Annotated in this window: 8 protein-coding genes and 1 pseudogene; 3 read left to right on the top strand and 6 right to left on the bottom strand. The window is 42.6% G+C overall.

Translation table 11 applies throughout. The features are described 5' to 3' along the window. Positions 1-159 precede the first annotated feature (159 nt). From hemJ to glyS, 4 genes are all read right to left on the bottom strand, one after another. A complete protein-coding gene (hemJ, locus tag OGM63_RS13665) occupies positions 160-744 on the bottom strand; it encodes a protoporphyrinogen oxidase HemJ (protein ID WP_263746129.1) in 585 nt (194 codons plus the stop codon). A 674-nt stretch (positions 745-1,418) separates the two neighbouring features. Next, complete coding sequence (locus OGM63_RS13660; protein WP_263746128.1) at positions 1,419-3,158, bottom strand: S8 family peptidase; 1,740 nt, start codon at positions 3,156-3,158, stop codon at positions 1,419-1,421. A gap of 226 nt (positions 3,159-3,384) precedes the next feature. After that, complete coding sequence (gene murD, locus OGM63_RS13655) at positions 3,385-4,959, bottom strand: UDP-N-acetylmuramoyl-L-alanine--D-glutamate ligase (RefSeq protein WP_263746131.1); 1,575 nt, start codon at positions 4,957-4,959, stop codon at positions 3,385-3,387. Between the two features lie 82 nt (positions 4,960-5,041). Continuing rightward, the gene (glyS, locus tag OGM63_RS13650) at positions 5,042-7,192 is read right to left on the bottom strand and encodes a glycine--tRNA ligase subunit beta (RefSeq protein ID WP_263746127.1); all 2,151 of its coding nucleotides are present in this window, start codon (positions 7,190-7,192) and stop codon (positions 5,042-5,044) included. A gap of 531 nt (positions 7,193-7,723) precedes the next feature. Here glyS and OGM63_RS13645 point away from each other — a divergent pair. Beyond that, positions 7,724-9,037 (top strand): serine hydrolase, encoded by a 1,314-nt coding sequence (locus OGM63_RS13645; protein ID WP_263746126.1) that lies wholly within the window; start codon positions 7,724-7,726, stop codon positions 9,035-9,037. Positions 9,038-9,126: 89 nt separating this feature from the next. Here the strand turns inward: OGM63_RS13645 and OGM63_RS13640 are convergent, their stop codons facing one another. Together OGM63_RS13640 and OGM63_RS13635 are read right to left on the bottom strand one after the other, a co-directional pair. Continuing rightward, the gene (locus OGM63_RS13640; RefSeq protein ID WP_263746130.1) at positions 9,127-10,050 is read right to left on the bottom strand and encodes a histone deacetylase family protein; all 924 of its coding nucleotides are present in this window, start codon (positions 10,048-10,050) and stop codon (positions 9,127-9,129) included. Positions 10,051-10,391: 341 nt separating this feature from the next. Beyond that, positions 10,392-10,604: a hypothetical protein gene (locus OGM63_RS13635; RefSeq protein WP_263746125.1), complete on the bottom strand. Its 213-nt coding sequence runs from the start codon at positions 10,602-10,604 to the stop codon at positions 10,392-10,394. Positions 10,605-11,029: 425 nt separating this feature from the next. Here OGM63_RS13635 and gyrA point away from each other — a divergent pair, with 425 nt between their 5' ends. Continuing rightward, positions 11,030-13,645: a DNA topoisomerase (ATP-hydrolyzing) subunit A gene (gyrA, locus tag OGM63_RS13630; protein WP_263746124.1), complete on the top strand. Its 2,616-nt coding sequence runs from the start codon at positions 11,030-11,032 to the stop codon at positions 13,643-13,645. 177 nt (positions 13,646-13,822) lie between these two features. Continuing rightward, positions 13,823-14,117 (top strand): annotated as a pseudogene (locus OGM63_RS13625) (hypothetical protein); the annotation flags it as partial.

Here is a 14,117-nt window from a genome sequence, read left to right as displayed (position 1 = left end):
CCAGATTAAATTTAAAACCCTATCCTCAGATTAGTCCGCCTAATCGCGGACGAGCGTTTGTATAGCCGCGACTTCCAGTCGTCAGGGCTTCATGAAAATATTCTCTGCCCAGAGTCATAGAAGAGCGCTAATGCCCAATGCGAGCGTGCCCACTATCCACTAACTCTGCTGTTGTGGAAGTTGTGAAATTTGCGCCAATTCCTTTTCTTTATCTTCTCTGCGCTTTTTGGCGTAAAGTTGAATAGTAGCTACCATAGCAATAATCATTGCGACAATTACCCAAACAGTAATATCTGTAGGTAGATTATCTTTAAATACGGCTAACAATACAATCACGACCAACATCAAGCTGGGTGCTTCATTTAAAGCGCGTAACTGTTGACTACTCCAGCGACATTCATCAACTGCTAACTGCTTCATTAGCCTTTTGCAATAATGATGATAGCCGAGTAAAAGAACAACAAATCCTAGTTTGACATGCAACCAAGTTTGTTTTAGAATTTCTGGTTCAGTAGTTAATAAACCGATCGCCATTGCAACTGTTAACAACATTCCTGGAGTGGTAATAATGTTGTAAAGCCGTTTTTCCATTATCTGATACTGATTTTTCAGTATCGTGCGTGCTGGTTCTGGTTCTTGGTTGGCTTCGACGTGATAGATAAAAAGACGTACTAGATAAAATAACCCAGCAAACCAAACTACAATCCCGATAATGTGAAACGCTTTAAACCATGAATAAGCCATGAATCGTAACCTGCCTTTTTAAAACTCTGCTCAGGCTCTTATTGCTTGAGTTGGTCGTTGCTCATACTAAATACTAGGTTACGTTAAAATGCTTCTTGGCTTGTATTGCAATGAGCATCAATTTGGGGAAAGGTAATTAAATTGTATGGCGATCGCCTCAACGCTCGCTTCTACTTACCACAAAACTGCACCACAAGACAGAGGCTTATCCGGTGGGTAAACCAAGGGACAGGCTCTGGTAATTTCTACTTCACTCTAGTACTTTTCTGAAATTGAGTACTATCTGAGTAGCGCGATCGCCCTATTTTATAAGCCGGGTTAGCTTTTAAAGACGTTGACTTGAGTAGCAAATGAGGAAAAAGTCAGAACTAGTCTTTCAAACGGCTTGTAACCCAAGGCTCTTGTACAATACCCTTAGAATTACCACCATTAGCACAAACAAGCTTTTCCAGGGATTCTTGAGTAAAATCGCTACTTAAAAATCTGGATATTCAGGTGAACCGCAACTAAACTTTTGGCGTTGCTGAATTTAAATATGAAACTTAAAAATCGCAGATTCGGGAATGGGGAAAACCAGTGCAAGAGCAGCCCCCTTTCCTCTTCATTAAGACTTTTGGCGACTTGGCACTCATTCGGTGTGGGTGGGTACTTAGGGCAAATGCTGCCGCAAAGAACTAAACGGGGATTCGTTCTAGCTTTGTCTTCAAAACTTCAGATACATTCTGTAACAATATTTCACGCACCGAATCCAAATTGTTTGACTTTGATGACTCAGTTAAAGACTTCGTTTTCAACTGATTCGGATCAGACCTTTCAGTAGATAAAGCCTTTGCTAATTGCTGATAAAGCTTTGGATTTGTGGTAAAATGAAAAGCTAGCTCTTGCCCTACCTCTTTCAATCGTTGTGGTAAATGAGTTTCTGTTGTTTGTAACAGTTCCGCCAGACTTGCTTGCAGTTTATTCTTATCTCCAGCTACTCCGATCAAATTAGCTTTTGGTTGACTCTCGGATAGTTGCTTTTCAAACAGATGAGCGAAAGTTTCTAGCCTTCCGTTGTCTATAGCTGGATGTTGTTGTAAAGCGATCGCTGGTGCAAAATTAGTCCGACTAACATTATCAGGTAATGGTGCAGCCAGAACTTTCTCTGCATTGACAATTCCTGCACCAAATTTATCCGGCTTCCATGTCGGGAACTTTTCGCAACTATCGCGCAGAATCTGATTAAAGATAAAAGGAATCTTTTCGGCACCGTAGCGTTTAATTAATTGCTCTCGTCCATGATACGACAGCCATAAAGCTGCTATACCCGCAACTAGTGGTGCCGAAAACGAAGTCCCGGAGCCTTGAAGTATATTATATCTAAATTCATTATCTATCTTATCAACTTTCGCATACCAAACCTTCTCAGCAGGTGCGGTAACATCAACTTGACGTCCTTGGGATGCACCCGACCAAATCTGACGCAGTACATTGCTACCAGTTACAGCAATCACCTCATCATAGGCAGCAGGCCAAACTACGTAGGGAACATAAGTGCCAGATGCTGCTACTATAATTACCCCTCGTTTTTGAGCATAAATTATCGCACTCCGCAGACGCTGGTTAAAGAAACCACTGCCCAGGCTTATTGACAAAACATGGATATTATTATCTGCCGCATACTCGATCGCCTCAGCGAGATTTTGTACGCTCAATAATACCACTGAATACGAAACTCGCAATGGGACTAATTTTGCACCGGGTGCAACTCCCGTAACAGCTTTCCCACTGAGATAATCGCCTTGCGCTCCTCTGGGACTGATGGCTATACTTGCTGTTGATGTACCGTGACCGGGATTATTTATAACTTCACCTGAAGACCTTTGTAATTCATCTTTTGGGTCAAAGTCTTTCTTCAGAAAATCGTAGCCTTTTGCCAAAAGCAAATTCGGAATAATTTCTGGATGTTCTGAATAACCTGTATCCGGCAGCCCGATAATAATATCATGTCCTGGTGGTCGCTTCGGGTCAGGGAAAAAGCGCGACCATGCTTCAAAAACTCGGACTTGTTTAAGACCCCATTCTACATCACTGCTTTGTTCTTCTATTTGACCCTGAGTGTCACCTATGGGTTCTGATTGGGAATTATCAGCTAGAGGAACCGCAAATAGGGGCTGTGCATCCACCACACCAGGTTGCGATCGCAGATGATAAGATTTATCCCAAGCATCCTTCACCGATAAAACTTTCTTCTTGAGGCTGACCTGAAACTCAGTCTGATTGTCACCAACAGACTTCACCTGACCATCTAAACCAAAAGCTTGAGTCACAACTTCCTGGACTCTTTTCTTTTGTCCTGGCATTACCATCTCAATAAAAAAGCCTTCAAACTTAGGATTCAAATTACTTGTGTTGTTTAAGCGATCGCTATCCATAAAACCCACCTCAAGACTTACTCTAAATATTACAAGCCGCTAGCGCTACGAGTGCGTTGAAAAAATAGACAACCGATGTGGAAAAGATGTAGAGACGATTCTGTGCTACGTCTCTACAAAGGTTTCGGGTAACGCACAGTTAATTTTCACACATGTAGGACTTACGCAAAAACTCTCTCAAACTCTTATTACTTGGTGTCCTTGGCGTACTTGGCGGTTCGTTTTTTCATGATTCTGCGTAAGTCCAGACATGATTAAAACACAACATGCGAAAATCATCACCACGAGCTTCAAAATTAGGATACTGGTCAAAACTTGCACAAGCTGGAGATAGCAGCACTACAGACGCTTGATATGTGATTGCTAAGGATGGCGATCGCTTAACCGCATTCTCCATTGTTTCCACAATTTCATAACTATCATACCCCACCTCTTCTAAACGTTTGGCAAAACTTTCCGCTGCACTACCTATAAGTAATACCACAGCGGCTTTCGCCTTAATTTTTGCTAGCCATGCTGTATCATCCCCAGCTTTCGCTTCCCCACCAGCAATCAAAATCACCGGACATTGCACCGATGCTAAACCAACTTCCGCAGCGTCGTAGTTAGTCGCTTTGCTATCATTGATAAAATCGACATTTTTCCAAGTGCAGATATGCTCAAGGCGATGGGGAACGCCAGGGAATTCACGAATTCCAGTATATATAGCATTTTTATCAATTCCCGCTAACCGCGCTGCTGCTACCGACATTAGCAGATTTTGCTGGTTGTGTTCGCCTACCATCCGCAAAGCTGACACTTCAACTATGCGTTCATCTTCTTGTAGAGACGTTTCATGAAACGTCTCTACAACCCCGAAATTTTGCGTCTCTACAACCCATCCATCTTCTATATAAAAGCCTTTCTCACCAATCAGATGCTCTTTACCTTTAACACTTGTCCAATAAGCATTACTCCATTGACTTGCATCCAACTTACTTAAATATGCGTCATCCCCATTAAAAACTTGTAGCTGAGACTGACGCAACAACTGTGCTTTGATTTCGTGGTATTTTTCTAAACTTTTATGACGAGCAAGATGATCTGGTGTAAAAGTCGTCCAAACACCGATGCGGGGAGCAACAGAGTTAGAAGATTCTATTTGATAACTGCTAAATTCGGCAATTACCCAGTCGATTGGGGAGTGGGGGATGGGAGGATGGGGAGAGTGGGGGATGGCAGGAGTGGGGGAAGATAAAGGAGAAATTTCCCCTTGTCCTCCTTGTCCCCCTTGTCCCCCTTGTCCCCCCCCTCTCCCCCACTCCCCCACTCCCCCATCCTGAGAAAGTGCAACTTCGCAAGCTGCCAAGCCGATGTTACCGCAAGCGGGGGCGTTCAATCCGGCGGCTTGAAAAATTGCGGCTGTTAAGGCTGTGGTGGTAGTTTTACCGTTGGTACCAGTAATTCCCACCCAAGGTATAGATTGTAAATGGCGCCAAGCGAGTTCCATTTCGCCAATAGTTGAAATCCCTAATTCTCGCGCTTTTACTAAACAGGGAATATCCCAAGGTACACCCGGACTGACGACAATTAACTGAGGTAAATCAGCATCATTGAAATCCAGAGAATATCCCAATTTAACAGTTATTGATAGGGCGGCAAGTTCTTGTTGCTGGTGCAGGAAGTTTTCGGAGGTGTTGCGTTTTTCAAGCCTATCCGCATTAGCAGAATCACTTAGCACTACCTCCCAACCTTCCTTTTTCAACAATCTCGCCGCAGCAACACCGGACTTTCCGAATCCAATTACATGAGCTTTGGACATAGACTGTGGCATTTATCCCTGGTTAAGTTTCACTATCGTAACGTTTCTTGGCACAATTTACACAATTTTTTGTTCCGTTTTGCTACATTTTTTTGACGACGGCACCAAAATCAGCTAAAACACGGGCATGGTTGCGAATTAATCCCAGTAAATGTAATCGGTTGCACTTGATTTCTGGATTTGAATCCATTACTAAGACGCTTTGGACACCATCAAAAAAGTTGCCGACGGCGGGAGAAATTTTTAAGAGTGCTGATACTAATTGTCGATAATTGCGCGATCGCTTTGCGGATTCTGTTTCTGGCACTAACTCGATTAAACCATCATATAAAGCTTGTTCTGAGGATTTTTGAAATAGTTCTGGATTGACTGCAACCGTGGGATTAAGTTGGATGAAGTCCAAATCACCTTGTGCTGCTAACCGAGTTGAACGGTTGACGGTTTCGTAGATTTTATCTAGTGTGCCGTCGTTGCGAATTTCTTGCAAGAATAACGCGCGATCGCGTACATCCAATAAATCTTTTAAAGCGCGTTCTGCATATTCTGGATCGTTTTCTCCCAATACTGCATTCACTAGGTCATAATCAATCGATTTTTCTTCTTGCAACAGTGTACGAATGCGTTGTAGAAAAAAGTCTTTTAATGCCGTACTTAACTTTCCACTATTTTGATTATAAGTTGTGGCAAAATTACTTGCTATTTCCTCAATTAATTGCTGCAAATTAATCGTCAAATTTCCAAACCAAGTAATATTAATTATTGCATTTGCGGCTCTTCGCAAAGCAAAGGGGTCAGATGAACTTGTAGGTATCATTCCCAAGCCAAAAATACTTACCAAAGTGTCCAGTTTGTCTGCCAAACCGACAATTTGACCTGTGAGGGTTTGGGGTAAATTATCACCTGCGTTTCGTGGTAAATAATGTTCAAAAATTGCGGTTGCTACTTCTGGCGGTTCTCCGCTTTTCGCAGCATATTTTTCTCCCATAATTCCCTGCAATTCTGGGAATTCATATACCATTTGGCTGACCAAATCGGCTTTACAAAGCAAAGCTGCTCTTTGAATATTGAGATTTTCTTCTTGACTTAATTGCAGTTGTGCGGTCAAAATTTCGGCGTTTTGACATATTCGCTCAACTTTGGCACGTACCGAACCTAAATCTTCTTGAAAAGTGACTTTTTCTAACTGTGGTAAAAAGCTTTCTAAAGGCTTCTTTAAATCGCTGTCGTAGAAGAATTTTCCATCAGCTAAACGAGCGCGAATAACTCTTTCATTTCCCACAGCAATGATATCTGCTTTCGCTGGATCGCCGTTGGAAATGGTGACGAAATAAGGAAGTAATTCTTTGCTATTTTTCGATTTGAACACAGGAAAATAACGTTGATGACTCACCATAACGGTGGTAATCACTTCCGTGGGAAGTTCTAAAAAATCTGCTTCAAATTTACCGACAACAACTGAGGGAAATTCTACCAGATTTGTAACTTCTTCTAATAAATCGGGGTAGATTTCTACGTATCCGTTGAGATTTTGCACAGATGAGATAACTTGCTGTTTAATTGTATTTGCGCGTTCATCCGCATCAACAACAACAAAAGCAGAACGTAACGTGGTAAGATAATCATTAGCTTGGGAAATAGTGACTGTTTGTGGATGTAAGACACGATGAGAGTGAGTTAGGCGATCGCTCTTTATCACCTGGGAACCACTCTCCAACTCAATGGGCAGCACTGCATCATCCAACAAAGCCACCAACCAACGAATTGGACGCGAAAATTTGACATCACCATCACCCCAGCGCATGAAGCGCTTGCCTTCTAAGCTGAAAATCCACTCTTTGACAAATTCCGTCAAAATTTCCGCTACTGGACGACCAGGAGTATTTTTGCGAACAAAGATAAATTCACCTTTCTCGGTGGGACGAATTTCAAAATCAGCAACATCTACACCTTGCTTTTTCGCAAATCCTGACGCTGCCGGTGTCGGTTTCCCATCTTTAAACGCAGCTTGTGCGGGGGGACCTTTAATTTCTTCTTCTTTATGTGGTTGCTGCGCTGGTAAACCTGTAATTAACACAGCCAAACGTCGGGGAGTACCGTAAACTTCCACCGCATCGCTAGTTAGGTCGTGTGCTAAGAGACTTTGGGGAATGCGCTGTTTCCACTGCTGAACAGCGCTACTGAGAAAGCTTGCGGGTAGTTCTTCTGTACCGACTTCTAATAAAAAATTAGGCATAGGACACTGTTGTCAAAGAAAGCGTGGCTTAACTATATTACAATACCCTTCAGTTAAGCCCGAAATCCTTGTAGAGAAGCGATGTTCCTCAGGTCTCTACCAACGGTTTCAGATAACACATAATTAATTAGCAATACTCTTGAGTCTCTCATTAGCGGTTTTCTACCCCAAACTACATTGTTTTTGTCCTTTATCATTGAAATTTATAATCCAAATCAGACAAGATTGACGTAGTAATTAATAGGTAACAAAAATGAGCCAACTTTGAGGATAATTTCTGGAATTGGAGCCAAATTTATCCAGAAATATTCCGCCATTTGAAAAAAACTTACCTGAATTTAATACTTTAGCAAACTTATGAAGGTTAATACCTAATAATGTTTTTGTCAATGGCAATTGCAGAGATTTTTCTCTTGATTTATTTTAATTCTTAAAAGGGTATTTAATTTTTTAATCCTTTATTATCCTGATGCGAAGCAAAATTCTGGTAAATAAAGTTTAAGTAAATGTAAATACATTTTAAACACACACATGAAATGTCGCTTATTTTTGGCAAGCTTGGCTAGTTTAGTGTTGATGTCTGAGCAAGCAAATGCAGCTAAATTAGAATCTTGGTATTTTGACCAAGCTCAAAATCAGTTGCATATCACCACCGATTCTGGTATACAGCCTAAAGCTTTTTTACTTGATAACCCTAAACGGTTAGTAATAGACTTACCCGGAACTAGTATTGACACTACAACTATGCGACAAAGCTTTGGCAAAGCTGTTAAAGAAATTCGCATTGGACAACCTGATGAACAAAGCACTCGACTGGTAATTGAATTAGCACCTGGTTACAATATCTCTCCTCAAGGTCTTTCAATTAAAGGTGATTCGCGATCGCATTGGGTGGTGAATTTTTCATCAATTAATCGTCAGCCAAATGATGTTTCGTTTTCATCTGGTGAAAACCGTCAAGATATTGCGATCGCACCAAATGATGCTTCATTATTTGCGGGAGTTGTGAACTTAGGTCAAGAAATACCAGTTTTAAATTCCCAAATTAAAGCATTAATGAATCGTTATCGTTCTTTAAATCCGGGAATGTTTTTCTTAGATTTACAAACAGGTAACTATGTAGATATTAATGGTGAAAAGATATTTTCAGCCGCTAGTACTATCAAATTTCCGGTTTTGGTAGCTTTGTTTGAAGAAATAGATGCAGGTAGAATTAAGCTGAATGAAAACCTGGTGATGCGTCGTGGTTTAATTGCAGGTGAATCTGGAACGATGCAATACAAACCTGTAGGCACAAAATTCAGCGTTCTGGAAACTCTCACTAATATGATAGTTATTAGCGACAATACCGCAACTAATATGATTATCGACCGTTTGGGTGGAGAAACTAAATTAAATCAACGCTTTCGTAATTGGGGCTTGCAAAATACAGTAATTCGGAATAATCTTCCTGATGTCGGTGGGACAAATACAACTAGCCCCAAAGATTTGGTAAGATTATCAGCGTTACTTTCTAACAATCGTTTGCTATCACCACAAAGTCGCAATCAAGTTTTAGCAATCATGCGTCGGACTCACAATAGATCGTTACTTCCAGCTGGTATAGACAAGAATGCTATAATTTCTCACAAAACTGGTACACTCAGATTTGTATTGGGCGATGCAGGCATAATTCAAATGCCAAACGGTAAAAGCTATTTAGCGGGTATTTTGGTACGCAGACCTAATTACGACGATGGAGCCGTAAGCTTTATTCGTCAAGTGTCAAGAGCGGTTTATAATTATTTGGGCGAGTCAAAAGTTGGCAATGTTCCTGTTAGTGAATCTAGCTTTGTAGATCGCTGACGCGAAAGTTTCGTAGTGGGCACTGAAGTGCCCTAAACAAGCGTTGAAACGCTTACTACCTAATGCCTAAACAAGCGTTGAAACGCTTACTACGGTAATAAACAGCGTTCTATTGTCAAAACTACTGATTTCGATAGTGTTTCAAAATCGTAGCCACCTTCTAAGCCAAAAAGAATTTTTCGAGTTAATCCTAAACAATAATCGGTGAATAAACCATAATCTTTTGGTTGTAAATTAATCATTGCTAAAGGATCGTCAGCATTACCATCATAACCAGCACTGACAATTAGTAAATCTGGCTGAAAGTTGGATAAAAAAGGAATTATTTTGTTTTCAAATAATGGCTGATATACTGCCACATCGCTACCAGGTGGCAGGGGTAAGTTTAAGACATTATCATGAAAGCCGCGTTCTGTGGCTCTCCCAGTACCCGGATAACAGGGGTATTGATGTAAAGAACAGTAAGCAATCTGCTCGTTAGTTTCAACGATCGCTTGTGTACCGTTACCATGATGCACATCCCAATCGAGAATAGCGACACGTTGAATTTCCGGTTTTTGGAGAGCGTAAAAAGCGGCGATCGCTGCATTAGAAAATAAGCAAAACCCCATCCCTGCATCACTTTCGGCGTGATGTCCCGGTGGACGCGCTAGCACAAAAGCGGGATTTTGATTTGCTAACACAGCATTAACTCCATCTAACCATGCACTCGCTGCTAATAATGCTACATCATAACTGCGCGGGGAAATTGGCGTATCTCCATCCAAATAACCACCCCCTTCTTCAGCGATTTGTTGGACTTTCTGAATGTAGCGCGGAGTGTGTACTTGTTGCAAAACAGACATCAACTCAAGTGCTTGGGATGTTGGTGTAGGCGATCGCCATTCAATTTGTTCTGCAAATGCAGCTGCTTTGATAGCAGAAGCGATCGCTGTTAATCTTTCTGGCTTCTCTGGATGAAGATATCCAGTTTTGTGTTCCAAAAACTCGCTACTATAGATAACTGGGAACATAGCGTCAGCAAAGTGGGCAGCAGAATACAGCGGTTTCAATTGTATCCTTTAAACCAATACGGTTGGTGTTAAGGAATTGGTGGACAAAAATGGTATCTAGAGACGTAGCACATGCAACGTCTCTACGAGGATTTGAGGCTTAACACCAACGGTATTGTCCTTTAAATGTAGAGACGCGAAATTTCGCGTCTTTAAATGTAGAGACGCGAAATTTCGCGTCTCTACAATGTTTTCACGACGTTTATCTATTAGACATCTCCAAAGTCATACGTAGAGACTATTCTGTGCTACGTCTGTTGGGATCGGGCAACGCATAATTAATTTCTACCAGATGTCTATTGTTAACCCAAACCAATCATTTCATCGTTTGGTTCATCAAGCATTTCCGGTACTACACCGGGCATACCTCGAAGTTCTTCCGGGGGTAGTTCGCGCAACACATCTTCAATATTGGGTGGATGTTTGATTTTGTCCAGTACCTCTGGACTTAATTTTGGCGCATCCTCCTCTGGATTCATCTTTTCAGCTTGATTAATATGTTTTTCCTGAGTCATGATTGTTGCCTGATATTCATACGCCTCAGCTTAATCTCTACTGCCATCGGACATACACTATCTTGGGGCTTAAATTACCACTTCTTGAGCGCATAAAGCACACAAACTAAACCTCGTCTACCTTGGTACAAATCCACAACCCGCTCAGAGACGTAGCAGTGCTACGTCTCTACAACCATCATTTTTATGTTGACAGACTACTAGGGGTTAAGGATTGAAAATTAGGAATTATAAGGAATTGTATTTCTTTCCCAGTCGGTAGTCCCTAGTCCCTAATCCCTAGTCTCCAGCCCCGGCAAACCAAGGCAAAATGTGCTAGAATTGTAGCAAATAATTGCCATTATTCAAGAGTAATTTGGAATAATTCGGCGTTTAATGAATTAAAAAAGCTAAAGTTTGCCAAATTTGGAGTTTTTTAAGGTTATATGACTTATTCCCAGGATAGGATAATCCCAACCGATCTGCGGAACGAAATGTCCCGATCTTATCTAGAATACGCGATGAGCGTAATTGTAGGTCGGGCGTTGCCAGATGCCAGGGATGGTCTGAAACCTGTGCATCGCCGCATTCTTTATGCCATGCATGAGTTGGGGTTAACCGCAGACCGTCCTTTTAAAAAATGCGCCCGTGTAGTCGGGGAAGTGTTGGGTAAATATCACCCGCACGGCGACACTGCGGTGTATGATGCTTTGGTGCGGATGGCGCAAGATTTTTCCATGCGATCGCCTCTCGTCAACGGTCATGGTAATTTCGGTTCAGTAGACAACGACCCGCCAGCGGCAATGCGATACACTGAATGTCGCTTGCAAGCCTTAACCAGCGCTGCCCTACTACAAGACATCGAATCGGAAACCGTAGACTTTGCTGATAACTTCGACGGTTCCCAGCAAGAACCGACAGTTTTACCCGCACGTATCCCCCAATTACTCCTCAACGGTTCTTCTGGGATTGCCGTGGGTATGGCAACTAACATCCCTCCCCACAACTTGGGTGAATTGATTGATGGTTTTGTCGCGCTGATTCACAACCCGGAAATCACTGATATCCAGTTGATGCAGTATATCCACGGTCCCGACTTTCCTACGGGAGCGACTATTCTGGGAACGGCAGCGATAAAAGAAGCTTACACCACCGGACGCGGTTCGATTACCATGCGGGGCGTAGCGACAATTGAAACCGTAGAACAGCGCGGACGCCCGGATAGAGAAGCGATTATCATCACCGAATTGCCCTACCAAACCAACAAAGCGGCGCTAATTGAAAGAATCGCCGAAATGGTGAACGAAAAGCGCTTAGAGGGAATTGCAGATATTCGGGATGAAAGCGATCGCGATGGAATGCGAATCGTCATCGAACTCAAGCGCGATGCTTATCCCCGCGTCGTCTTAAACAACCTCTACAAGCAAACGCCTTTGCAAGCCAACTTTGGCGCAAATATGTTGGCGTTGGTAAATTCCGAACCCCAAGTTCTTACCTTAAAGCAGTTCTTAAGCGTCTTTTTAGATTTTCGCATCCAAGCGATTACCAGACGCACACAATACGAACTGCGAAAAGCCGAAGAACGCGATCATCTTTTACAAGGTTTATTAATTGCATTATCACATTTAGATGCAATTATTAACTTAATTCGTCATGCACCGGATGCCCCCACAGCCAAAGGTGAATTAATCACAACTTACGGACTTTCAGAAGTGCAAGCGGACGCAATTTTGCAGATGCAACTGCGACGTTTAACAGCACTAGAAGCAGATAAAATTCGCCTAGAACACGACGATTTACAAGAGCAAATTACCAATTTACAAGATATATTGGCACGGCGGGAACGGATTTTAGAAATCATTGAAACCGAAGTTAGCCAAATAAAAGCAACTCATGCCACACCGCGCCGCACGGTAATTTCATTAGGTGAAGGCGAATTAGATGACCTTGATTTGATCGCTAATGAAAAAGCGATTATTTTGATTACTAAACAAGGTTACATCAAACGAATGCCAGTGAATACCTTTGAAGCCCAAAATCGTGCTACCAGAGGTAAAGCTGCCGCCAAAGTAAAAGATGATGACACCGTTGAGCATTTCTTGAGTTGTTGCGATCACGACAGTGTTTTATTTTTTAGCGATCGCGGAGTTGTTTACTGCGTCAAAGCATATCAAATTCCCGTGAGTTCCCGTACAAGTCGCGGTACACCAATTGTACAGATGCTGCCGATTCCTAAAGAGGAAAAAATCACCTCTATCGTCCCCGTTTCCGAGTTTAGCAGCGATGAATATCTGGTAATGCTCACCAAAGGCGGCAACATCAAGAAAACCGCATTAGAAGCATTTAGCCACATTCGTGCCAACGGCTTAATCGCCATATCTCTCGAAGAAGGCGACCAACTCCGCTGGGTAGGACGCGCTAGAGTAGAAGACAGCATCATCATTGGTTCCCGTCTGGGTATGGCAATTCACTTTCGGTGTACCCAAGAGCAACTGCGTCCTCTAGGTAGGGCAACTCGTGGAGTCAAAGCCATGAAGTTGAAAAAAGGTGATGAATTGGTGGGTATGGCAATTTTACCAGCCGCAATTCTTGACACCTTAGATACGGTTACAGATACAGAAGTTGACCTGAGCGAGGATGTCGAAACAGAAGAAATCATCGTTGAAGAAGAGTCACAAGAAATTCCCCCTAACGCCAATATTGGTCCTTGGGTGTTGGTAATTACAATGGGAGGATATGGCAAACGCGTCCCAGTTACTCAATTCCGCTTGCAGAATCGTGCCGGTCAAGGTTTAATGGCAACCAAATTCAAAAACCGGAAAACCAAAGACAAGTTAGCGACTTTGCAGATTGTCAACAGCGATGATGAAATCATGATGGTCACTAATCGCGGTATTATTATCCGACAAGCGACAAATGCCATTTCTATCCAATCGCGATCTGCCACTGGAGTGCGAGTGCAGCGCTTAGACGAAGATGACGCAATTACGGGAGTTGCGATCGTTCCCCCGGATACCGATGAGATGACATCCGATACTGTTGATGTCGCAGAAGTGGAATAATTAGCAGTTGTAGAGACGTTCAGCCAGAACGTCTCTACTAAAGTGTTGTAGAGACGTTCCGCCGGAACGTCTGTACTAAAGTGTTGTAGAGACGTTCCGCCGGAACTGTACTAAAGTGTTGTAGAGACGTTCCGCCGGAACGTCTGTACTAAAGTTAGGAATTAGGAGTTTTGAGTTATGAGTTTAAAAAATTTCCAATTCAAAACTCATAACTCAAAACTCCTAACTGCTTTAATTAGCGGTATTTTGATGGGGCTTACCGTAGCCCCATTTAATGTATGGTTCTTAGCTTGGATTGCCCTTGCTCCCCTGTGGGTATTAATTGTCAATTCCGCACAGCGAAAAACCCCCATCTCCCCATTCCCCCCAACTCCACAAGTAAGGGACCCCAAAGCCCCCCATCTCCCCATCCCCCTATCCCCCCCTCCCCCCCTCCTCCTCGCCCTCGCTTGGGGTATAGGTTATCACGGTC

This window comes from Plectonema radiosum NIES-515 (assembly GCF_025753815.1).
GTDB lineage: Bacteria > Cyanobacteriota > Cyanobacteriia > Cyanobacteriales > Nostocaceae > Hassallia > Hassallia radiosum_A.
This window is presented reverse-complemented; position numbering and strand designations above follow the sequence as displayed.